At 69.8% G+C, this 21,438-nt stretch carries 18 protein-coding genes; 7 read left to right on the top strand and 11 right to left on the bottom strand.

Translation table 11 applies throughout. The features are described 5' to 3' along the window. Positions 1–78 precede the first annotated feature (78 nt). Both ACIBHY_RS33020 and ACIBHY_RS33015 read left to right on the top strand, forming a co-directional pair. Positions 79–723: a response regulator gene (locus tag ACIBHY_RS33020; protein WP_397248370.1), complete on the top strand. Its 645-nt coding sequence runs from the start codon at positions 79–81 to the stop codon at positions 721–723. Between the two features lie 11 nt (positions 724–734). Then, positions 735–1,226: a DUF402 domain-containing protein gene (locus ACIBHY_RS33015; protein WP_379618240.1), complete on the top strand. Its 492-nt coding sequence runs from the start codon at positions 735–737 to the stop codon at positions 1,224–1,226. A 629-nt stretch (positions 1,227–1,855) separates the two neighbouring features. Here ACIBHY_RS33015 and ACIBHY_RS33010 read toward each other — a convergent pair. Then, entirely contained in the window at positions 1,856–2,989 is a 1,134-nt protein-coding gene (locus tag ACIBHY_RS33010; RefSeq protein ID WP_397308745.1) for a hypothetical protein, read from the bottom strand. A gap of 55 nt (positions 2,990–3,044) precedes the next feature. After that, positions 3,045–4,316 carry a glucarate dehydratase family protein gene (locus ACIBHY_RS33005; RefSeq protein ID WP_397308744.1) on the bottom strand — a complete coding sequence of 424 codons (1,272 nt, stop codon included), beginning with the start codon at positions 4,314–4,316 and terminating at the stop codon, positions 3,045–3,047. A gap of 112 nt (positions 4,317–4,428) precedes the next feature. Here ACIBHY_RS33005 and ACIBHY_RS33000 point away from each other — a divergent pair, with 112 nt between their 5' ends. Beyond that, positions 4,429–6,087: an aldehyde dehydrogenase (NADP(+)) gene (locus ACIBHY_RS33000; RefSeq protein WP_397308743.1), complete on the top strand. Its 1,659-nt coding sequence runs from the start codon at positions 4,429–4,431 to the stop codon at positions 6,085–6,087. A gap of 568 nt (positions 6,088–6,655) precedes the next feature. Here ACIBHY_RS33000 and ACIBHY_RS32995 read toward each other — a convergent pair. Further along, positions 6,656–8,038 (bottom strand): pyridoxal phosphate-dependent decarboxylase family protein, encoded by a 1,383-nt coding sequence (locus ACIBHY_RS32995; RefSeq protein WP_397308742.1) that lies wholly within the window; start codon positions 8,036–8,038, stop codon positions 6,656–6,658. 152 nt (positions 8,039–8,190) lie between these two features. Here ACIBHY_RS32995 and ACIBHY_RS32990 point away from each other — a divergent pair, with 152 nt between their 5' ends. Beyond that, the gene (locus ACIBHY_RS32990; RefSeq protein ID WP_397248380.1) at positions 8,191–9,012 is read left to right on the top strand and encodes a carbohydrate-binding protein; all 822 of its coding nucleotides are present in this window, start codon (positions 8,191–8,193) and stop codon (positions 9,010–9,012) included. A 368-nt stretch (positions 9,013–9,380) separates the two neighbouring features. On the opposite strand, the gene ACIBHY_RS32985 is transcribed toward ACIBHY_RS32990, so the two are convergent. From ACIBHY_RS32985 to ACIBHY_RS32965, 5 genes are read right to left on the bottom strand one after another with little or no spacing between them, the layout of a single operon-like run. Continuing rightward, on the bottom strand, positions 9,381–10,280 hold the full coding sequence (locus ACIBHY_RS32985) for a 5-dehydro-4-deoxyglucarate dehydratase (protein WP_397308741.1): 900 nt from the start codon (positions 10,278–10,280) through the stop codon (positions 9,381–9,383). Between the two features lie 12 nt (positions 10,281–10,292). Continuing rightward, the gene (locus ACIBHY_RS32980) at positions 10,293–11,054 is read right to left on the bottom strand and encodes an IclR family transcriptional regulator (protein WP_397248384.1); all 762 of its coding nucleotides are present in this window, start codon (positions 11,052–11,054) and stop codon (positions 10,293–10,295) included. Positions 11,055–11,094: 40 nt separating this feature from the next. Beyond that, a complete protein-coding gene (locus ACIBHY_RS32975) occupies positions 11,095–11,952 on the bottom strand; it encodes a carbohydrate ABC transporter permease (RefSeq protein ID WP_184966839.1) in 858 nt (285 codons plus the stop codon). After that, a complete protein-coding gene (locus ACIBHY_RS32970) occupies positions 11,949–12,875 on the bottom strand; it encodes a carbohydrate ABC transporter permease (protein ID WP_397308740.1) in 927 nt (308 codons plus the stop codon). Before ACIBHY_RS32970 ends, ACIBHY_RS32975 begins: the two co-directional genes overlap by 4 nt. After that, complete coding sequence (locus tag ACIBHY_RS32965) at positions 12,872–14,185, bottom strand: extracellular solute-binding protein (protein WP_397248388.1); 1,314 nt, start codon at positions 14,183–14,185, stop codon at positions 12,872–12,874. The genes ACIBHY_RS32970 and ACIBHY_RS32965 overlap by 4 nt, the downstream gene beginning before the upstream one ends. A gap of 136 nt (positions 14,186–14,321) precedes the next feature. Between ACIBHY_RS32965 and ACIBHY_RS32960 the strand changes: the two genes are divergently transcribed. Further along, entirely contained in the window at positions 14,322–15,125 is an 804-nt protein-coding gene (locus ACIBHY_RS32960) for an NAD-dependent epimerase/dehydratase family protein (protein ID WP_397308739.1), read from the top strand. A gap of 2 nt (positions 15,126–15,127) precedes the next feature. Here the strand turns inward: ACIBHY_RS32960 and ACIBHY_RS32955 are convergent, their stop codons facing one another. Next, positions 15,128–16,174 (bottom strand): mandelate racemase/muconate lactonizing enzyme family protein, encoded by a 1,047-nt coding sequence (locus tag ACIBHY_RS32955; RefSeq protein ID WP_397249135.1) that lies wholly within the window; start codon positions 16,172–16,174, stop codon positions 15,128–15,130. Next, positions 16,174–17,052 carry an NAD-dependent epimerase/dehydratase family protein gene (locus tag ACIBHY_RS32950; RefSeq protein ID WP_397308738.1) on the bottom strand — a complete coding sequence of 293 codons (879 nt, stop codon included), beginning with the start codon at positions 17,050–17,052 and terminating at the stop codon, positions 16,174–16,176. Before ACIBHY_RS32950 ends, ACIBHY_RS32955 begins: the two co-directional genes overlap by 1 nt. A gap of 89 nt (positions 17,053–17,141) precedes the next feature. Between ACIBHY_RS32950 and ACIBHY_RS32945 the strand changes: the two genes are divergently transcribed. Together ACIBHY_RS32945 and ACIBHY_RS32940 are read left to right on the top strand one after the other, a co-directional pair. Next, on the top strand, positions 17,142–18,083 hold the full coding sequence (locus ACIBHY_RS32945) for a LacI family DNA-binding transcriptional regulator (RefSeq protein ID WP_397308737.1): 942 nt from the start codon (positions 17,142–17,144) through the stop codon (positions 18,081–18,083). Then, positions 18,080–18,982: an aldose epimerase family protein gene (locus ACIBHY_RS32940; protein WP_397248396.1), complete on the top strand. Its 903-nt coding sequence runs from the start codon at positions 18,080–18,082 to the stop codon at positions 18,980–18,982. Before ACIBHY_RS32945 ends, ACIBHY_RS32940 begins: the two co-directional genes overlap by 4 nt. On the opposite strand, the gene ACIBHY_RS32935 is transcribed toward ACIBHY_RS32940, so the two are convergent. Next, positions 18,972–21,398 (bottom strand): SpoIIE family protein phosphatase, encoded by a 2,427-nt coding sequence (locus ACIBHY_RS32935; protein ID WP_397308736.1) that lies wholly within the window; start codon positions 21,396–21,398, stop codon positions 18,972–18,974. The genes ACIBHY_RS32940 and ACIBHY_RS32935 overlap by 11 nt on opposite strands. Positions 21,399–21,438: the final 40 nt, after the last annotated feature.

Here is a 21,438-nt window from a genome sequence, read left to right as displayed (position 1 = left end):
GCGCGTGAGGTCGCCGAGGGAGGACGGGCCGCCGGGGTGGGGAGTTCAGTGAGCGGGGCGGGTGAGCAGGGAGAGTCAGTGATCCGGGTGCTGGTGGCCGACGATCAGGCGTTGCTCAGAGGGAGCTTCCGGCTGCTCGTGGACTCTGAGCCCGACCTGGAGGTCGTCGGCGAGGCGGCCACGGGACTCGAAGCGGTGACGCTGGCCGCGGTGGTGCGGCCGGATGTCGTCCTCATGGATGTGCGGATGCCGGAAATGGATGGCATCGAGGCCACCCGGCGGCTCGGGGGCGGTGGGGCCAGGGTGCTGATCGTGACGATGTTCGACCTTGATGCGTATGTGTATGCGGCTTTGCGGGCCGGGGCCAGTGGCTTCCTGCTCAAGGACACCCCTCCGGCCGCTCTGCTGTCGGCGATCCGCGTGGTGGCGGCGGGAGAGGCGCTGCTCTCGCCGACCATCACGCGGCGATTGATCGAGGAGTTCACCAGGACGCCTGCCGCGCCCACGTTCGGGGGGCTCGACGGGCTCACCGAGCGGGAACGGGAAGTGCTCACGCTGATCGCTCGAGGACTTTCCAACCACGAGATCGCCGGGTACCTGCACCTCAGCCTGGCCACGATCAAGACACACATCGGTCGCCTGCTCACCAAGCTGGACGCTCGTGACCGGGCACAACTTGTCATCGCCGCATACGAGAGCGGCCTCGTCGGAGCGGCACGATAGCGTCACGTGACATGAGGGTGGAATTCCGGAAATTTGACGGTTCGCTTCACTGGCACCATGCGGCCCGGCGGCTCGGAGAAGACGCCCATGGCGTTTGGGTGGGCGCCGGGGCCGGAACCGTCGGGGCAAAGGGACACGAACCGCCGGTGGTGTGGGAAGAGCCGTTCGTGATGTTGTTTCCACGGGATCAGTGGTGGGTGGCGCTGTTCAACGCCGAACCGCACCGGACCGCCATCTACGTGGACGTCACGACGGTGCCTGAATGGCGGGACGGCATCGTGACCATGGTGGATCTGGATCTCGACGTGGTGAAGAAGCGGACCGGGGTTATCTATCTGGATGATGAGGATGAGTTCGCCGAGCATCAGGTGCGGTTTGGGTATCCGGCTGAGGTGATCGCGGCGGCTGAGGAGTCGGCCCGGTGGGTGCTCAAGGCGGTCACCGAGGGCGAAGGGCCGTTCGGCGGAGCGCATGAGCGATGGATGAGTCAGGTCACGGGCTGAGGTTGGGCACCTGCGGGGGTTCGGGGCTGGAGAGCTGGTCCTGAGCCTGCGGGGTCGAGGCATCGTGCACTGGCTAGCGTCAGATACCTGTTTGGGTTCGGCCCGCTTGGCAGCGCCGGTCGCCTATGCGAGCTCTGCGCGCTGGCTGCTTCGGGTCACCTGCGTGTGGTTAGTGCGCTGGCTGGGTCACCTGCGTGTGGTTAGTGCGCTGGCCATCGCGGGTCACCTGCGTGTGGGTGCTGGGCGCCGCCAATTCGGCGGTGTCGGTCTCTCGCATGGCTGCAGCCTGAGCCGCTCCGCAGGGGGTGGACGGCTGACTGGGTTCCACCGGCCGCAGTTGGTTGTCCGGGCTGCTTGCCGGACGACCGACGCTTGTCGGTACCGGGGCTCCGGCTGTTGGCCTGTGCCGGTCGGACTGGACCATTGGGCTGCGCTGGTGGTCTGGGGCAGGTCGTGGGCCAGCCCCGGTTGTCTAGGTGGGGCCGTTGGCCCGTGCTGGTTGGCCGGGCCGGTTGGCCTGGGTGGGTTGGCCTGGGTGGGTTGGCCCGTGCCGGGGTGGGCTGGGTCGCTTGGCCTGCAGGGATCTAGGGGTGCGGGGCGAAGCGGCTTCAGGCTTGGTGGTGTGTGGTTCAGCGGTTGAGGGCTTTGCGGAGGGCGGACAGGCGGGCGGGGGAGGCGAGACCCGCATGGTAGAGGTGGAACTCGGTGGCGCCTGCCTTGGCGTACGTGGCCATCTGGTCGGCCAGGACCGTGGCGTCGGCCGGGCGGGGCGGGAGGGCGAGGACGTAGGCGCCGATCCGCTGGGGGCCGGTGGTGTTTTCGGTCGGGGTGGTGGCCATGTTGGCCAGGGTGGTGAGGCGGTCCGCGTCGGAGGCGGGGTCGCCCCAGCAGTTGCCGACCAGGACGTCCGCGCCGGGTTCGCCGTTGGGGAGGGCTGCGAAGGCGCCTGCGGCCCACGGGTCGGGGTTGGCGTGGAGGGTGATCGGGGTTTCGGGGGAGAGCTCGCGGGAGACGGTGATCAGGCGTTGGCGTAGGTGGGTGGAGAGGCTGAGCCGTACCTCTTGGATGGCCTGTGCGTGGTCGGCCAGAGCCTGTTCTGTCGTGAGGGGGTTGGGCTGGGTGTCGATGACTTGTTTGACGTGCTCTTGGGTGCCTTCGGGGTAGCGGGAGGCGCAGGCCGTACAGAAGCAGAGGGAGAGGAGGTCGCTGAGGGGGCCGTTCCAGTCGGCTCCGGCGGTCTTCTCGTGCATGTTCTGGTGGCCGAAGCCCATGGGGCCGCAGGATTCGAGGATGAGGCCGTCGGGTTCGCCCACGGTGAGGGTTTCGCTGACCAGACGTTCGCAGTAGTCGACGACTTCGGGGTGGGCGGGGCAGAGCGCGTGGGGGTACAGGTCGCCGAAGGCGTTGCGGGTGGCGACACCCGGATGCTTGCTGCCCAAGAACGAGTTGTGGGTGAGGACGGTCCAGGACAGGACCTTGAGGCCTGCCGCCTTCAGGGCGTCCCGGGCCGTGAGGTAGGCGTCGGGGGTTGTCCATGAGGGAGAGGCGGGGACCAAGGTGCCCCAGGCCTCTTCGCGGACGGGCAGGTAGAAGGCTGAGTGGGATACGTCCAGAACGCGGTGGTTCGGGTGGTGCGGCGTGGCGGCGCGGGTGGAGTGGTAAGAGGCGGCCAGGGCCACTGCCTCCACACCCAGGTCGGCGATGCGGCCGGGGGCGGTGGGGTCGCCTACGACGTCCCAGGGGTAGAGGTAGGCGATGTTCACCGGGGGTTCCTCTCTGCCGGCTGCCTTGCGGTGGTGGCGAACGGCCTCGGGGTTGTCACCAGTGGCCTCGCTTCACCACGAACTCGGGGTCGAAGCGTCGCATGTAGCCGGTGTCGTCTCGGGAGGTGAGTCCGCAGGTCAGGTACTGCTCGTGCATCGTGGCCAGGGCCTCGCGGTCCAGCTCGACCCCCAGTCCGGGACCGTCGGGCACCGGCACCGCCCCGTCCACGAAGCGCAGGGCTCCGGGGGCGACGACGTCCTGGCCGTCCTGCCAGGGAGTGTGGGTGTCGCAGGCGTAGGTGAGGTTGGGGGTGGCGGCGGCGAGATGGGTCATGGCGGCCAGGCTGATGCCGAGGTGGGAGTTGGAGTGCATGGACAGTTCCAGACCGAATGTTCCGCACAGGGCCGCGACCTGGGCGGAGCGGGTGAGGCCGCCCCAGTAGTGGTGGTCGAGCAGCAGTACCTGGATCGCGTCGGAGGCGATGGCCGGTGGGAGGTGTTCGGGGGTGACGACGCACATGTTGGTAGCAAGCTTTGTCACGATATTTTGCGAGACATTCGCCATGCCGGAAATCTCGGGACAGGGGTCTTCGAGGTACTGGAGCGCGCCATTCAGCTCGTGGGCCACGCGGATGGACGTCTCGGGGGTCCAGGCGGTGTTGGGGTCCAGCCGCAACGGCACGCCGGGGAACGCCTCGTGCAGCGCCCGGATCGCGGCGATCTCTTCATCGGGTGGGAGAACGCCGCCTTTGAGCTTGATGGAGCGGAAGCCGTACTCCTTGATGAAAAGTGCGGCCTGCTCCACCAGCCCCGCGGGGTCGAGCGCGCCGCCGAAGCGGTCGGGCGTGCCGCCCGGGTGGCTGTCCCACTTGTAGAAGAGATAGGCGCTGTACGGCACCGCCTCCCGCACCCGGCCACCGAGCAGGTCGCAGACCGGGACGCCGGCCGCCTTGCCCCGGATGTCCAGCAACGCCACCTCGAAGGGGGAGAAGATGCGATCGATGCTCTTCTCTTTGGTGGACGTACCGGTCAGGCCGTGGAGGTCGCTGACGACGTCGCCGGCGATCGCGCTGATGCGGGTGTAGATCTCGTTGGTGTGGTGCACGTCCACACCGATGAGGGCGGGCGCGCATTCGCGCATCTTCGTCAGGTGGTCGAGGTCCCCGTAGGTCTCGCCGAGGCCGGACAGGCCGTCGTCGGTGATCACCTCGATGATCGTGCGCAGTGCCCAGGGCTCGTGGACGCCTGCGGCGTTCAGCAGCGGCGGGTCTCGGAACGCGACAGGCGTGACACGGATCTCCTGGATGATCATAAAACCGCCGTCCATATATGTGAACGAAAGACAGGTTTGTGGACAGGTGTCGCAACTGTAAGAATCGCCCTGTGGGGGTGTCAAGCGATAGGTTGTGAAGTGTGATATTGCACTGGGAGGCCAAGCAATGATCTACGGACATGACCCGAGGACCGGCGAGACCGTGGGCGAAGCGCTGCCCGAGACCGACAGCGCTGGCGTCAACACGATCGTCTCCGCAGCCGCAGCCGCAGCCGCAGCCGCAGCCGTCACCGTAGCCAGTCGGGTAAGTAGAGCCGCGGGGGTCGGTGAGGCGAGTGAGGTCGGTGAGGTCAGTGGGGCGAGCGGAGCTGTCGGGGTCGGTGGGCCGGGTGGGGTCGGCGAGGCAAGTGGTGTTGGTGGAGCTAGCGGGGCAAGTACGGCCGACGGGGCAAGCGGGGGTGGTGGGTGGCGGGGTGCTTCGGTGCATGAGCGGGCTCGGGTGCTTGAGGCCGTTGCTGATGCGTTGATCGCGCGGGCGGACGATCTCTGGGTGGTGGCCGAGCGGGAGACTGCGCTGGGTGAGGTGCGGCTGCGGGGGGAGATCGCCCGGAGTGCCGGGCAGTTTCGGCTGTTCGCGCAGGTGATCAGGGATGGTGGTCATGTCGAGGCGATTATCGACCATGCCGATCCGTCATTGACACCGCCCCGGCCGGATGTGCGGAGGATGAAGCGGCCGCTGCCCGGTGTGGTGGCGGTGTTCGCGGCCAGCAACTTCCCGTTCGCGTTCTCGGTGGCGGGAGGGGATACCGCCTCGGCGCTGGCGGCTGGGTGTTCGGTGGTGGTCAAGGCGCATCCTGGGCATCCGCGGACCTCGGAGCTGGTGGCCGAGGTGGTGCGGTCGGCGCTGCCTTCGCCGGACCTGCTTGGGCTGGTGCATGGGATGCGGGCTGGGGCGGAGCTCGTACGGCATCCGGATGTGGTGGCGGTCGGGTTCACCGGGTCGGTTGCGGGGGGCAAGGCCATTCAGGCGCTGATCGACCAGCGGGAAACGCCTGTTCCGTTCTTTGGGGAGCTGGGCAGCGTCAATCCGGTGGTGGTGCTGCCTTCGGCTCGGGCGGAGGAGGTGGCCGGCGGGTTCGCGGGGTCGCTGACGTTGGGGGTGGGGCAGTTCTGTACGAATCCGGGGCTCTTGTTTGTGCCGGAGGATGCCGGGCTGCTCGATCGGCTGGCGGCGGCGGTCAGGGAGACCACGGGCGGGCCGATGCTGGCCGAGCGGATCAGGGACGGGTATCTGGGCGGACTGGAGCGGCTGTCTGGGCTGCGGGTACTGGCCGAGGGGAAGGCGGGTGAGGGGGCCTGGGGGGTTACGCCCACGGTCTTTGTCGCCGATATCCGGGAGTTCGCCGACAAGCTGCCTCGGGTGGCCGAGGAGTGCTTCGGGCCTGCGTCGATTGTGGTGACGTATCGGGAAGTGTCGGAGCTGCCAGCCGTACTCGAGCAGCTGGAAGGGTCGTTGACGGCTACCGTGCACGGCACCGTGCCCGAGGAGGCGGCTTCCGTCGCTGAGGTGCTCGGGCGCAAGGCCGGGCGGCTGATCTGGAACGGCTGGCCGACCGGGGTGGCGGTCTGCTGGGCCATGCATCACGGTGGGCCTTGGCCCGCCTCTACCAGTGCGGCCCATACCTCGGTTGGTGCCACGGCCATCGATCGGTGGCTGGCACCGACTGCCTATCAGGACTGGCCGGCTGAGTTGCTGCCGCTCGAACTGCAGGATGGCAACCCGCTGGGTGTCCCGCAGCGGGTGGACGGGCGGCTCCGCACCTGACCGGGCTTGCGTGGCGGGGGTGAAGGGTCGGCTGTACTCGGGCGCGAAGGACTGGCTGTCCGTCTGTGGTCGGACGCGTGGCGGGGTGAAGGGCTGGCTGTGGTCGGACGCGCGGTGGTGTGGAGGAGCGGCTGTGTGTCTGTGGTTGGACGCGTCGCGTAGAAGGGCCGGTTGTGGGTCTGCGGTGGCGTGAAGGAGTGGCTTCGCGTCTGTGGGTCGGACGTGTGCTGGGGGTGAAAGGGTCGGCTGCGGTTGGACGCGCGGCGGTGTGACGGAGTGGCGGTGTGTCTGTGGTTGGACGCACCGTGTAGAAGGGCCGGTTGTGGGTCTGCGGTGGCGTGAAGGAGTGGCTTCGCGTCTGTGGGTCGGACGTGTGCTGGGGGGTGAAAGGGTCGGCTGCGGTTGGACGCGCGGTGGTGTGACGGAGTGGCGGTGTGTCTGTGGTTGGACGCACCGTGTAGAAGGGCCGGTTGTGGGTCTGCGGTGGTGTGAGGGAGTGGCTCCGCGTCTGGTTTTGGGGAGGCGGAGCCGGTTGTTGGGATCTGGGGATTGGCTTACGTGGGGGTGGCTAGGGCTGGTGGGGGTGGCCGATGGCTTGGAGGGCTTCTTCTACGCGGTCTCGGTGGGTGCGGAAGCTGACGATCGACAGGCGCAGGAAGAAGCGTCCGCCCACCAGCGTGCTTGAGAGGAACACGCGTCCGCCCGCGTTCACCCGCCGCAACAGCTCCTGGCTTGCCTGGTCGTCGTCGCCTGGTACACGGAACGCGACCGTGCTCAGCTGGGGCTCCCATGGCACCTCGAAGCCCGCCGCGACCAGTTCCTCGTACGCGTACCTCGCCAGATCCAGCTTCTCGTCGAGGGCCGCGCGGAAGGCGGCCAGGCCGTGGAGTTTGATCGGGAGCCACAGGGCGAGGCCGCGGAAGCGGCGGGTCAGTTCGGGGGAGTACTCGGTGAAGTTCGGGATGTCCTCCTCCGCGCTGAGGTCCTGGAGGTAATCGGCGCCCACGTGGTGGGCGGCGCGCAGGCGGGCGCCGTCGCGGACCAGCAGGGCGCCGGTACCGTAGGGGAGGAACATGGCCTTGTGCGGGTCGAGCGTGATCGAGTCGGCGGTCTCGATGCCGCGGAAGGCCGCCCGGCCGCGTTCGGTGAGCTGGAAGGGGCCGCCGTAGGCGCCGTCCACGTGGAACCACAGGCCGTGCCGGCGAGCGACCGCGCCGAGCGCGTCGAGGGGGTCCACCGCGCCGGTGTTGGTGGTGCCGGCGTTGCCGATCACCAGGAACGGCCGGCGGCCCGCGCGGCGGTCCTCGTCGACCAGGGCGTCGAGTGCTTGCGGGTCCATGGAGAGGGTGTTCCGTGTGGGTACGGCCCGCACGTTCGCACGCGGGAACCCGGCGAGCATCGCCGCCTTGGCGCAGGAGGCATGGGTCTGCCCGGTGACGTAGATGACGCCGTCGAGGAAGTTCTCCGGCAGGAGCGCGGTGCGCGCGGTGACGATGGCGGAGAAGTTGGCGAGCGAGCCGCCCGAGGTCAGGATGCCGCGCGCGGCGGCCGGGTAGCCGAACAGGTCGCACAGCCAGCGCAGTACCGTCGCCTCGATCTGGGAGAAGCCGGGCGCGAGGTTCCAGACGGTCACGTACTTGTTGGCGGCGGCGGCCACGAAGTCGGCGAGGACGGAGGCGTAGAGGCCGCCGCCGGGAATGTAGGCCAGGTAGCCGGGTCCGGCCGTGGTGACGCCGGTGGTGGCGCCTCTGGCCACCACGTCGAGCAGCTTGGCGAACGGCTGGCCTTGTTCGGGCGCGGGTTCACGCAGTTCGGCGGCGAGTTCGGCGGCGCCGTCGAAGTCGCTGGCCGGCCGGTCGGCGAGGCCGTTCACATAACTCTGGACGAACTCGAGGGCGGCCATTCCCATCGCGCGCGCGTCCTCGGGAGTAGGTTCAAGGGGGTACGGCATGCGGGTGCTCCTTTCTGGCAGGTCTTGCCATACGCCAGTGTTGTTCAGATTTGAACATTGACATAGGGCCACGTTATAGAGATATGAAGGGTTCTCCAGTCATGTCCACGATGCGAACTTGGGGCCAACTCTGACAAGGAGAAGGACCCCCCATGGAAGAAGAGGGAAACACCCCCGCAATCTCCCGCAAAACCCTTCTGAAAGCAGCCCTCATCGCCACACCGGTGCCGCTGCTCGCGGCGGGGGCGCCCGCTTTGGCCCGCACCGTTTGGGCCGAGGGCGGGCCACTGACCCCCACGCCCTTCTGCGACGACGGCGACGACCCGACGCCGGCGCAGACGGAAGGCCCCTACTTCAAGCCCAACTCGCCCCGGCGCAGCACGATCCCCGGATCCGGCACCGGGCTGACCGTCAGCGGATACGTCTTCGGGCTGGCCTGCCAGCCTCTCGCCAACGTTCTGCTGGACTTCTGGCAGTGCGACACCAACGGCAACTACGACAACGTCGGGTTCAACTACCGCGGCCACCAGTTCACCGACGCGAACGGGGCCTTCAAGCTGACCACGATCGTGCCCGGCCTCTATCCGGGGCGTACCCGGCACATCCACGTCAAGGCGCAGGCGCCGAACCGGCCCGTGCTCACGACGCAGCTGTACTTCCCCGGCGAGCCGCGTAACAACACCGACACCATCTTCAACCCGGCTCTGCTGATGACCGTCCGGACGGTCGGCGGGCGCCGGGAGGCGACGTTCGACTTCGTGCTCCGTGTGCCGGGGGTCCCGCCCACGACCCCGCCGCCCAGCACTCCGCCTCCCAGTACCCCGCCGCCCACCGGTACCTGGGCTCCGGGCGTCGGGTACACAGCCGGTGCAGGGGTGACGTACGGGGGCTCCAGCTACCGGTGCCTGCAGTCCCACACCTCGCAAGCCGGCTGGGAGCCGCCCAACGTGCCGGCGCTCTGGCAGCGCGTGTGAACCATCCGCCGCCGGGCCTGTCGAGCCCGGCGGCGGCCGCCCATCCCTCAGGCTCCGCGCGCTCGCGGTAGCCATGTCCCGCGAGCACGCCGCCCAAAGCCCCCAGGGCCGCCGCTCAAAGGCTCCCGCGAGCGCGCCTCCCAACAACGCCGCAAGCGCGCGCCCCGGCAACGCCGCAAGGCGCGCCGGTCGAACGCGAACAAGGCGCGAAGACGCCGGTCAAGGCGAACATCAACCGGTCAACGCGAACGAACGCGCGAAGACGCCGGTCAAAGCGAACACCAACCGGTCAACGCGAACATACGCGCGAAGACGCCGGTCAAAGCGAACACCAACCGGTCAACGCGAAAGCCAGAACGCAACACCGGTCAGGCCCCCGCCAGCTCCAACCCAGCCGCGATGATCCGCTCAAGCTCCGCCACATGCTCAGGAGCGGGATCCAGCAGCGGCAGCCGTACACCCCCCACATCCAGCCCACGCAGCCGAACACCGGCCTTGACCAGCGAAACCGCATACCCGGCCTGAACATCCCGCAGCCGGACCAACGGCAGATAGAACCGGGTGAGCAGAGCCCGGGTCAACTCCTCGTCTCCGCCGGTCACCGCCTTGTAGAAGGCGAGGGCGATCTCCGGCGCGAACGCGAACACCGCGCTGGAGTAGAGCGTCACCCCCAGCCCGCGATAGGCGGGTACGGTCAGCTCCGCCGTCGGCATCCCGTTGAAGAACGTGAAGTCCCGGTCACTGGCCTGCCGGACGGTGAGGATGATCCGCTGAAGCAGATCAAGGTCCCCGAGCCCGTCCTTGAACCCGATCACGTTGGGCAGCGAGGCCAGCTCGGCCACCGCCTCGGGCGTGAACCGGGCGGTGCCGCGCTGGTAGACGATCAGCGGCAGATCCGTCTCGGCCGCCACGTCCTTGACGTACCGGACGAGACCTTGTGTGGGGGAGGAGACGAGGTAGGGCGGGAAGAGCAGCAGCCCGTCGGCGCCGCTCTCGGCGGCGGCCCGCGCGTAGGCGCGCCCGGAGACGCCGCCCGCGCCGGAGAAGACGGGCACGTTGCCCGCCGTCGCCGCGACGCTCGTCTTGACGACCCGCGTGTAGTCGGCCAGGTCCAGCGCGTTGAACTCGCCGGTGCCGCACGCGGTGAACACTCCTCCCGCCCCGGCCGCGACCCCTCGCGCGACGTGCTCGGCGAGCACTGTCTCCGCCACGTCGCCGTCGGCTCCGAAGGGGGTCACCGGGAAGAAGAGAACACCATCAAGACGCATGTACGGTCCTTTCTAGCGAATGCCCTCCCTGCGCAGGGTGGCAATCAGTTTGCGTGTGTGCCGGATCACGGCGTCGATGACCTTGTCGAGCTTGTCGTCGTCCAGGTCGGTGGGCATCGAGCAGCTGATGGCATCGGTCGCGGGGATGCGGTAGTCGACCGCGACCGCGACGCACTTCACACCAGGGGTCCCTTGCTCGCTTTCGAGCGCCCACCCACGTGTGCGGACCTGCTCCAGTTCCTTGGCCAGCTTCCCGTGATCGGTCAGCGTGTGCGGCGTGTAGCCGACCAGCTCGTCCGGCAGCAGGTCCGTGACCTCGTCGTAGGTCAGCTGGGCGAGCAGCGCCTGGCCGAGCGCGGTCACGTGGGCGGGCAGCCGGCGGCCGACGCGCGGTATCACGCGGTGTGTCCTGCGGCCCTCGCGCGTGGCCAGGTAGAGCACGTGCGCGCCGTCGCGCCGGGCGAAGTGCACGGTGTGCCCGATCTCGTCGCGCAGGTCGTCCAGGGTCTCCAGCGCGAAGGGAAGAGCCTGGTCCTTGTCCAGGTACGCCGTCCCCGTGAGCAGGGCATGCGGGCCGATGCCGAAGGCCGACTTGGCGCCGTCCGTCTCCACCCACTTCAGCTCGACCAGGGTGCGCATGAGCGCGTGCAGGCTGCTGCGGGGGAAGCCGGTCTGTGTCTGCAGTTCCGACAGGGAGAGGCGGTCCGGGGACGCGGCGAGCGTCTCCAGGATGCGAACCGTTCGCTCGGCTGACTTGACCATCGAGGACTCCATAGGGTCCAGGATATTGGATGGCGTTCATATACATGGACACTTAACCCTTGATGGCACCGCTGGTCAGACCGCGCATGAACTGCCGCTGGAACGCCAGGAACGCGATGATCGAAGGAAGCAGCGCCAGCAGCGAAGCGGCCAGCAGGACGCCGATCCCGACCTCCTCGTCGGAACGCAGCGAGCGCAGCGCGATGGGCAGGGTCCATTGGTCGGAGTCCGTGGCCACGATCAGCGGCAGCACGTACTGGTCCCAGATCATGGTGAAGCCGAACACCCCGATCACGCCGATCGCGGGCCGGCACAGCGGCAGGATGATCGTGAAGAACGTCCGCATCTCGCCCGCGCCGTCGATCCTGGCCGCCTCTTCCAGCTCGACCGGGACCTCCTTCATGAACTCGGTCATGACCAGGATGGAGAAGCCCCAGGCGCCGATGGGCAGGATCATCCCGGCGTACGTGCCGATGAGCCGGGTCCCGATGAGCGGCAGTTCGCCGAGCACCGCCGACAGCGGCAGGATGATGACCTCTTCCGGGATCATCATCGTGACCAGCATGAGCAGCAGCACGACCGTCATCCCGCGGAACTTCTTGCGGGCCAGCGCGTACGCGGCGAAGACGCTCACGATCATCTGCAGCAGCAGCCCGAACCCGACGACCACGAACGAGTTCAGCAGGTAGAGGAAGACCTTGCGGTTGCCCGCCTGGATGAAGTTGTCCAGGGAGAAGCTGTCGGGCAGGGAGAAGCGGGTCGGGTCGGGCACCGCGCCGAAGGCGTTGATCAGCAGGCCGACGAGTGGCCCGAGGAAGACGATGACGATGGCGGCGTACAGGATGGTCTTGAGCGTGACCGCGAGCGGCCCGCGTTTGCTCTCCAGTCCGAGCGTGCTGTCGAACCTCATCGCGCCTGCCTTCTGCGCAGCACCTGGACGATCACGGTCAGCAGCAGCGTCGCCAGGAACAGGACGACGGAGGCGGCGGAGGCGAGCCCGAAGCGGTTGTTCTGCAGGCCTTCCTTGTAGATCAGCGTCATGAGCACCTCGGAGGAGCCGTTCGGCCCGCCGTTCGTCAGCACGTACACCTCGACGAACACGCGCAGCCCGCGGATGGCCGCCAGCGTGAACAGGATCCAGAACACCGGCCGCAGCGCGGGCAGCGTCACCCGCCAGAACCGCTGCCACACGGTCGCCCCGTCCACGGCCGCCGCCTCGTAGAGCGTGCGGTCCACGCCGACCAGCCCCGCGACGAAGATCATCATGTCGTACGGCGCGCCGCGCCAGATCATCATCACCATGATCGACCAGAGCGAGCTGTCCTCGCTGGACAGGAACGACAGGGGCCCGATGCCCACCCAGCCGGCCACGGTGTTGAGCAGGCCGTCGGGGCCCGGGTGGTACATGATCCGCCAGACCTCGGCGACCGCCGCGATCGTGGTCACGACCGGCAGGAACGCCGCGGTCCTGACGAACCACAGATAGCGGGCGGGGCCCTCGACCAGCAGGGCCAGCACCAGCCCGAGCACGATCGAGCCGGCCGTGGTCAGGAGGGCCAGCACCGCGCTGTGCCACATGGCCGAGGTGAAGGCGCTGTCGGTGAGGGCGTTCTCGTAGTTCTCCAGCCCGACCCAGCGGTTGCCGAGGAAGGGCCGGACCTCGAAGAAGCTGTCCTTCATCATCACGAAGATCGGGATGAACTTGAAGTACAGGAACAGCAGCAGGGCCGGAGTGAGGAACAGCCAGGGGACCAGCGCTCCGCGCCGCCGGATCCGCTTGTGGCGGCGGCGCGGCGCGGTCCCCGTGCGCGGGGGCGACAACGTGGCGGTCATGACGCTTTCTGGGTCGTCAGTTCCGTGGTGAACGTGGTGTTGAGCTCGTCCAGCGTCGCCTTGACGTCCTTGCCGCAGTCGGCCCAGGCGGCGTTGATGGCGTCGGCGGCCTTCTGGCGGAACGGCGTCCAGTCGGGCACCGGCGGCGTGTAGACGGCGCTCGGGTAGGCGTCGGCGAAGACCTTCCAGCGCGGGTCCTTGCGCTCGGCCGCGAGGTCCACCCCCTGGTTGACGGGCAGGCGGACGATCGGGCCCTCGTTGTCGCCGTTCATGCCGATCTTCTGGCCGGCGACGGAAATGGCGTACTCGGCGAACTTCTGCTGCTCGGGCTCCATCGTGGAGCCGGCCATCAGGTAGACGTTCTCGCCCTCGCCGAGCGTGCCGGGTCCGCCGGACGGGCCCTTGGGCACCTGGACGACCTCGATCTTGTCGTCGCCCACGCTCTTGACGAAGCGGGCCAGGACGTAGGGCCCGACCAGGTAGATGCCGCCCTGGCCCTTCTCGAACACCGTGTGGGTGACGGTGGTGTCGTTGCTGACCGCGCCGGGGTTGACGGTCTTGGCGGTGCAGAACTGGTCCTGCATCCACTTGACCGCCTCGACCGTCTTGGGGTCGCTGACGCTGGAGCTGAACTTGCCGCCGCCGTCGGCCTTGATGAAGTCGCCGCCGTTGGCGTAGACGAGCGAGGAGACGTACCACGAGGCGTAGCCACGCTTGGTTCCGGCCGGGGCGACGAAGCCGTAGGTGTTGGCCGTGCCGTCGCCGTCGGGGTCCTTCTCGGTGAACGCCTTGGCGAGCGCGGCCAGGTCTTCCCAGGTCTTGGGCGGTTCCAGCTTGAGCTTCTCGCGCCAGTCCTTGCGGATGATCAGTGCGAACGACTGCGCGGAGAACGGCGCCGCGTAGTGCTTGCCGTCGCCCGCCGCGGCCGCCTTCCACGCCAGTTCGGTGACCTTGTCCTGGCCGGCCAGCTTGGCCTTGTCGACCTCGCGCAGCCAGCCCTGGTGCTGCATGTTGCCCAGCCGGGCGGTGTCGTTGATGACCACGTCCGGCAGGTCCTTGGCCTGGGCCTGCTGCTGGAGCTTCGTCTCGAAGTCGTCGAACAGGGAGACGAGCTTGGTCTTGACGCCGCTGGCCTTCTCGAACTCCGCCACGAACTTCTGGGCGGTCTTGTGCGACGGGGAGTTGGGCACCTGACGGATCCAGATCTCGAGGGCGTCCGTACCGGTGCCGGAGCCTGACTGCGATCCACAACCCACCACTGTTACGGCCAGAGCCATGGCAACGCCGGCCCCGATCAGGTTGCGAGACATCAGACCGCCTCCTGTTCACGTATGTGGACGTGTTCTCCAAATGTGGAGCTGGTTCATGTGAACGTAACGACGCACCTGTGTCACGGTCAATATTCAAGGATGTGAATTTCGATCAGACTTGTGTACAACAGTCCTCATGCGCATCCTCGTCACGGGGGCCGCCGGGAAGGTCGGCACCCTCCTCCGGCCCCGCCTCGCCCGCCCGTCCAGGACCGTCCGCCTGTCCGACCTGCACCCGCTGCCGCCCGGCGAGCTGGGTCCCGGCGAGGAGTTCACGCGGGCCGACCTCAACGACGAGCCCGCGCTGGCCGCGGCGATGAAAGGCGTGGACGCCGTCCTGCACCTGGGCGGCCAGAGCCGCGAGCACCCGTGGGCCGACATCGTCCAGGCCAACATCAACGGCACCCACGCCCTGCTGGAGGCGGCGAGGAAGGAAGGCGTGAACCACGTGGTCCTGGTCGGCAGCCACCACGCGGCCGGGTTTCACACCCGCCCCGTCACCGGCGAGGACCTGCCCGACTACGCCTTCCCCCGCCCCGACACCTTCTACGGCGTCAGCAAGGTCGTCATGGAGGCCCTCGGCAGCCTCTACCACGACCGCTTCGGCATGAACGTCACCGTGATCAGGCTCGGCACCTGCAACGACGCCTCCGGCGACACCCGCGGTCTGGCCACCTGGATCTCGCCCGGCGACCTGACCCGCCTGGTCGAGGCGGCGCTGACCGCGCCCGGCTACCACGTGGTGTGGGGCGTCTCCGACAACGCCCGCCGCTGGTGGTCGCTGGAGGAGGCCCAGGCCATCGGCTACGTCTCCCACGACGACTCCGAGACCTACGCCGCCCCGATCCTCGCCGCCCAGGGCGAGCCCGACCTCGCCGAGCCGCTCCACGACAGGGCGGGCGGCATGTTCAGCATCAAACCCCTGGGCGAAGCCTGGTGAGCTCAGCGCCAGACCAGGCCGAGCCCCGGGTTCCCCGCCGTGCGCAGCTCCCCGTCCACGATCTCCACCGGGTACGGCTCCGCCAGCACCCCCAGGGCCGCGAACGAGGCGTCCTCCACCTCCTCCACCATGCACGGCAGCGGCAACGCCATGGCCACCTGCCCTGACACCTCCGGCAGCAGATGCGGAAAAGTCGGGACATCGAAGGTCCGGGCCAGCTCCGCGATCCGCAGCAGCGGCGTCAGCCCGCCCACCCGCACCACGTTCGGCTGCACCACGTCACAGGCCCCGGCCACCAGCAGGTCGCGGAAGTCGTAGACGGTGTACGCGCTCTCGCCCACCGCGATCGGCACCGGCACCGACTCCCGCAGCCGGGCCTGCGCCCCGATGTCGTCGGCCGGCAGCGGCTCCTCCACCCAGTACAGCCCGAACTCGGCCAGCGCCGCGATCGCCCGCCGCGCGGACGGCAGGTCCCACCGCTGGTTGGCGTCGACCATGAGCAGGACGTCCGGCCCGACGACCTCCCGCACCGCCGCCACCCGGCGCACGTCCTCGGCCAGCGAGGGCCGCCCCACCTTGACCTTGACTCCCGGGTACCCGGCCGCCTTCCACCGCCCGGCCTGCGCGACGAGCTCGTCCAGGCTGTAGTGGATGTTGACGCCGCTGCCGTAGACGGGCACCGACGCGCGCCGCCGGCCCAGCGCGTCGGGCAGGCTCGTACCGGCGCAGCGCAGGTCCCACAGCGCGAGGTCCACCCCGGCCATCGCGATCGTGGTCAGCCCGCCGCCGCCGGCCTCGCGCAGGTGCCGCCACAGCAGGTCCCACAGCACGCCGGGGTCGGGCTCGCGGCCGGCGACGAAGGCACGCACCTCGTTCTCCAGCAGCGCCTGTACGGCTCGCGCCCCGATCTGCGGCGTCCAGGAGAACCCGGTGCCGGTGCGGCCGTCGGCCAGCCGTACCTCGACCTTGAGCAGGTGGTTGGAGGGCACGTCGGCGCCCCAAGGGCGGCGCAGCGGGACGGTGCGCGGCGAGACGACGACGTCGGTGATCACGAGGCCAGCTCCGTCCGCCAGCTGCGCGCGGCCCGCCACCCGAGCATCCGCTCGGCCTTGCCGCAGGAGAAGACCGTCTCGCCCACCGTGTCGGCCAGCCCGGCCGTGCTCGGCACCACTTTGGGCAGCACCTCCGACAAGGGCTCGCGGGTGAGCGCGTCGGCGGCGCCGGCGAAGAACACCTCCCCGTTGGGGATGTCCGGCAGCCGCTCCAGCAGGGTGATCACGAAGTCGGCCGCGTCGCGCGCGTCGATGTAGTTGAACAGGGAGACTCCGGCCAGCTCGGGCCGGTCGAGGCGCTCGGCCATGGTGTGTCCCTGCTGCGTGGGCGCGCCCTCCCACTCCTCGGGCGCCACGACGTAGCAGGGGCGGAAGACGGCCAGCCGGGTCCGCGCGGTGCGCGCGAAACTCTTGACGACCTCCTCGGCCACCTGCTTGGACACGCCGTAGGCGTTCCACGGGGCCAGCGGGTGCGCCTCGTCGATCGGCAGGTACGACGGGGTCCAGCCGGGCGTGCCGTACCCGATGACCGTGGGGCTGCTGGCGACGGCGACGCGCTCGACGCCGGAGCGGACGGCGCTCTGGCAGACGTTGAACGCGAGCTGGCTGTTGACCTTGAAGGTGACCGCGTCGCTCCTGCTGAACGGCACCGCGATCGCCGCCAGATGCACCACCGCGCCGGGCCGGAACCGCGTCATGACCTCGAACGCCTCGCCCAGGTCCGTCAGGTCGGCGGGCAGCGTGGCCGCGGCCTGCGCGGGCGTGCCGGGCGCCTGGTCGATGCCGATCACCTCGTGTCCCGCCGCGGCGAGGGCGCTCACCACGCTACGGCCGAGCCTGCCCGCGCTCCCGGTCACGAGCGTACGCGTCATCATCTCTCCTAAAGCAAACGGTTGCATTGACCTTGACGGCCGCAATCGCAACCGTCAAGGTTTGTGGGCAACCGTTTGCAGGGGGGAACGCCATGGCGGTGACGATCAGAGACGTGGCCCGCGCCACCGGAGTGCACGTCTCGACGGTCTCCCGCAGCTTCTCCGCCCCGCACCTGGTCAACCCGGCCACCCGCGACCGCGTCCTGGCCGCCGCCGACCAGCTCGGCTACCGGCCCAACCGGGCCGCGCGCGCCCTCACCACCGGCCGCACCATGAACCTCGGCCTGATCGTCGCCGACATCGCCAACCCGTTCTTCCCGCCGCTGATCAAGGCCGCCCAGAGCCACGCCAGGAGCCACGACTACCACGTGTTCGTCGCCGACACCGACGAGGACCCCAGGGCAGAGGAAGAGCTGCTCCGCACCCTCGCCAAACAGGTCGACGGCGTCATCCTGTGCAGCCCGCGCCTGGCCAACGACCAGATCGTCCGGCTGGCGGAAGACGTGCCGTTCGTCGTCGTCAACCGCCAGGTCGAGGGCCTGCCCTGGGTCCTCATGGACGTCGCCCGGGGCGCCGCGCTCGCCCTGGAGCACCTGCGCGGCCTCGGCCACCGCCGCCTGGCCTACGTCAGGGGCCCGGCCGGCTCGTGGACCAGCGAGGAGATGCGCGTCGCCGCCGGGGACGTGCCGGTCATCGGGCCCAACCAGCCCACCGAGCAGGGCGGCATCGCCGCCGCCCGCGCCGTCGCCGACTCCGGCGCCACCGGCGTGCTCGCCTACAACGACCTGGTCGCGCTCGGCCTCATCGAGGGCCTGGCCGACCTCGGCGTACGCGTGCCGGTCGACGTGAGCGTGGTCGGCGTCGACGACATCCTGCCGGGCCGGCTCAACCGGCCCAAGCTCACCACCGTGGCCATGCCCACGGAAGCCGCCGGACGCGCCGCCGTCGACCTGCTCCTGGGCGCGGAGACCGGGCCCGTCAAGCTGCCGACCGCGCTCATCGTCCGCGAATCCACCGGAGAGGCCCCCAGATGATCGAGCTGGCGTCCGGAGCGCTGCGCGCCCGCGTGCTGCCCTACGGCGCCGTCCTGCAGTCGCTGGAGGTCGGCGGCGTCAACGTCGTGCTCGGCCTGGACGACCCCGCCGACTACCTCACCCGCAGCCGCTACTTCGGCGCCGTCGTCGGCCGCTACGCCAACCGCATCGCCGGCGGCCGCTTCGTCCTCGACGGCGTCGAGCACACCCTGCCCGTCAACAACGGCGCCAACAGCCTGCACGGCGGCTTCAAGGGCTTCGACAAGCACGACTGGGCCGTCGCGCGAACCTCCCCGAAGTCCGTGACCCTCAGCCTCACCAGCCCCGACGGCGACCAGGGCTACCCGGGCGAGCTCACCGCCACCGTCACCTACACCCTCGACGGCGACGCGCTCCGCCTCGACTACACCGCGGTCGCCGACGCCCCCACCGTCGTCAACCTCACCAACCACACCTATTTCAACCTCGCCGGCGGCGGCGACGTCCGCGGCCACATCCTGCGCGTCGACGCCGGCCGCTACCTGCCCGTCGACGGCGGCAAGATCCCCACGGGCGAGCTCGCGTCCGTGCGCGACACCCCGTTCGACTTCACCACCCCGACGGTCATCGGGCAGAGGTACGGCGCCGCCTACGACCACTGCTTCGTCCTCGACGGCGGCGTCCGGGTCGTCGAACCCATCTCCGGGCTGGCCATGGAGGTCGCCACCACCGAGCCGGGCCTGCAGTTCTACGCCGGCGGCATGCTCGACCCGACGGCCACGCCGTACGGGCCGTTCTCCGGGTTCTGCCTGGAGACGCAGCACTTCCCCGACTCGCCCAATCAGCCGCGCTTCCCCTCGACCGTGCTGCGGCCGGGCGAGCGCATGGAGTCGAGCACCACCTACCGCTTCACGGCCTGACCGCCTTCAGCACCAGCACCGCCAGGTCGTCGCGGGACGGCTCGGCGGCGAAGGTGTCGACGGCGTGCCGTACCCGCTCGGCGACCGCGTGCGCGCTCAGTCCTCCGCACGTGGCCAGCAACCTCGCCAGCCCGTCGTCGTCGTCCAGCAGCCGCTTGCCCTCGCGCCGCTCGGTCACCCCGTCGGTCACGCACAGCAGCACGTCGCCGGGAGCCAGCTCGAAGCTCTCGTCGAAGAACTCCGCCGAGCCTTCGATGCCCAGCAGCAGCTGCGGCGCGGCGACCGTCTCGACCACGCCGTTCGCGCGCAGCACCAGCGGCGGCGGATGCCCGGCCGAGGCGATCGCGCAGCGCGCGCCGCCCTGCGGCAGCGGCGTCAGCTCCCCGCACAGCAGGCTCAGGAACCGGCCCTCCTCCGCCTCGTCGATCAACGTCGCGTTGAGCCGGTCGAGTATCGCCGCGATCGGATAGCGCTCCTTGGCCAGCAGGCGTACGGCGTGGCGGGCCAGACCGGTCACCGCGGCCGCCTCAGGACCGCTGCCGCAGACGTCGCCCAGCGCGAAACACCACCGGTCGCCGACCGCGAACAGGTCGTAGAAGTCGCCCCCCACGTCCGCGCCCTCCTCGGCCGGCTCGTAGACCACCGCCGACTCCAGGCCGGGCATCGAGGAGGTGGTCACCGGCAGGAGGCTGCGCTGCAGGACCCGCGAGGTGGTCTCCTGGCGGGCGTAGAGCATGGCGGTGTGCAGGTTGAGCGCCACCAGCCGGCACAGGTCGGCCAGCAGGTCGGCCAGCTCGTGGGAGAGCATCGGCTCGGCCCGGCCGAGCACCAGCGCCCCGAGCGACCTGTCGCCGGTCAGCAGCGGGAACGACAGCACCGTCGCCGCCCCGGGAGGCCAGTCGGTCTCGCCCAGCTCCGGCTGCGGCCTGGCCGGCAGCACGCGGCGCAGCTCGGCGTTGTGCCGCTCCTCGCAGTGCCAGACATGGGCCAGACGGGTCGCGCCCGACAGATCGGTCAGATACACCGCCGCCCACTGGGCGAGCTTGGGCACCACGAGCTGGGCCGCCAGCGCCGCGATCAGCTCCTCGTCGTGCACGCCGGCCAGCAGTTCGCCCGCCTCTGCCAGGAACGACAGCCGGCCCCGGTGCGCGCGGTCGCTTTCGGCCAGCCGTTCCCGCTCCACGTGCAGGGCGACCTGGTCGGCGACGTGCTGGAGCCCGGCGGCCAGCGCGCTGTCGAAGCGGCCCGGCTCGGTCGCGGTCACCACGAGATAGCCGTGGACCTCACCGGCCGTGCGCAGGGGCGCGCACGCCAGCGACCTGGCGTGCAGCTGCCGCGCCAGCTCCACGTCCGTGCTCAGCAGATCGTCCACCATGCTCGGGCTCGCGCCCGATCGCGAGAACACCCCCGCGCCCAGCACCCTCACCGGCCCCGCCGTCGCGCCCGCGCCGCCCGCCACGGCGAAGCCGTCGTCGTGCTCGCTCCTGACCAGCACGTACGCGGCGTCCGCCCCGGACGAGGCCTGGATCACCTGGGCCGTGGCCTGCAGGCGCTCCGTCAGCGGACGGGCGCGCCCGAGCACCTCCATGATCCGCTCGCCCGCCTCGCGCCTGAGCGGCGTGGACGTCGGCGCCAGGACGTAGCGGTGGTCCTCGGCCACCACCATCCACACCACCCGGCGGTCACCCGCCCGCCCGCCGGTACGCAGATGGGAGACGTACACGGGAACCAGGCGGCCGTCGCGGTGACGCATCCACGACGCCCCGCGCCAGCGGCCCAGGCCGAGCATGTCGTCCAGCGTCAGCGCGTAGCCGCCGTGGCCGCGCCAGGCGACCAGTTCGGCCAGCGTCATCCCGACCGCCTCGCTCGCCAGCCGGCCGAGCAGCGCCTCGGCTTCCGGGTTCCACAGCAGCACGCGGCCGTGGGCGTCGGCCACGATCACCCCCACGTGCAGCGACTCCACGGGCGCGGCGGCGATCGCGGGGGCGGCGGCCGGTGGCCCGCCCGTCTCCCGCGTACCGTCGTCGTCCATGAGGTCCAGGCGCACCCACACGCGTTTGGCCGAGCGGGAGTAGGTGACCCCCCACGCGTCGGCCAGCATCCCGGCCAGCGCCAGACCGCGGCCGGAGGTGGCCAGGGCACCGGTGGACTGGACCGTGCGCGAGGGGTGGTGGTCGTCCACCTCGATCTCCAGCCGCGGCGGGGTGGCGGCCTCGTCGAGGCGGCAGGTCAGCTCGATCGCCGTGCCCGCGTGGACGACGGCGTTGGTGACGAGTTCGCTGGTCAGCAGCACCGCGTCCGCTTCGACGTGGCTGAGGTGCCATTCGGCGAGAACGTCACGCACGAAGCGGCGTGCCGCGGCCGGGGCATGGGGCGTCCCGTCGAAGGCCGTGCTCGTAACCCGGGCGGCGTCCACGCGTCTTCCTAGAACATCACTCGATGTGGCAGTTCGGTCA

This window comes from Nonomuraea sp. NPDC050547 (assembly GCF_044457345.1).
Lineage (GTDB): Bacteria > Actinomycetota > Actinomycetes > Streptosporangiales > Streptosporangiaceae > Nonomuraea.
Note: the sequence above shows the minus strand (reverse complement) of the source record. Positions and strands in the feature narration are given on the sequence as shown.

Bases quoted from the DNA above. Each gene is read 5' to 3' on its own strand.
- ACIBHY_RS33005 (WP_397308744.1), bottom strand. From the start codon at position 4,316: ATGGACGGCGGTTTTATGATCATCCAGGAGATCCGTGTCACGCCTGTC.
- ACIBHY_RS33000 (WP_397308743.1), top strand. From the start codon at position 4,429: ATGATCTACGGACATGACCCGAGGACCGGCGAGACCGTGGGCGAAGCG.
- ACIBHY_RS32965 (WP_397248388.1), bottom strand. From the start codon at position 14,185: ATGTCTCGCAACCTGATCGGGGCCGGCGTTGCCATGGCTCTGGCCGTA.
- ACIBHY_RS32975 (WP_184966839.1), bottom strand. From the start codon at position 11,952: ATGAGGTTCGACAGCACGCTCGGACTGGAGAGCAAACGCGGGCCGCTC.
- ACIBHY_RS32945 (WP_397308737.1), top strand. From the start codon at position 17,142: ATGGCGGTGACGATCAGAGACGTGGCCCGCGCCACCGGAGTGCACGTC.
- ACIBHY_RS32995 (WP_397308742.1), bottom strand. From the start codon at position 8,038: ATGCCGTACCCCCTTGAACCTACTCCCGAGGACGCGCGCGCGATGGGA.
- ACIBHY_RS32980 (WP_397248384.1), bottom strand. From the start codon at position 11,054: ATGGAGTCCTCGATGGTCAAGTCAGCCGAGCGAACGGTTCGCATCCTG.
- ACIBHY_RS32970 (WP_397308740.1), bottom strand. From the start codon at position 12,875: ATGACCGCCACGTTGTCGCCCCCGCGCACGGGGACCGCGCCGCGCCGC.
- ACIBHY_RS33015 (WP_379618240.1), top strand. From the start codon at position 735: ATGAGGGTGGAATTCCGGAAATTTGACGGTTCGCTTCACTGGCACCAT.
- ACIBHY_RS32950 (WP_397308738.1), bottom strand. From the start codon at position 17,052: ATGATGACGCGTACGCTCGTGACCGGGAGCGCGGGCAGGCTCGGCCGT.
- ACIBHY_RS32990 (WP_397248380.1), top strand. From the start codon at position 8,191: ATGGAAGAAGAGGGAAACACCCCCGCAATCTCCCGCAAAACCCTTCTG.
- ACIBHY_RS32960 (WP_397308739.1), top strand. From the start codon at position 14,322: ATGCGCATCCTCGTCACGGGGGCCGCCGGGAAGGTCGGCACCCTCCTC.
- ACIBHY_RS32940 (WP_397248396.1), top strand. From the start codon at position 18,080: ATGATCGAGCTGGCGTCCGGAGCGCTGCGCGCCCGCGTGCTGCCCTAC.
- ACIBHY_RS32985 (WP_397308741.1), bottom strand. From the start codon at position 10,280: ATGCGTCTTGATGGTGTTCTCTTCTTCCCGGTGACCCCCTTCGGAGCC.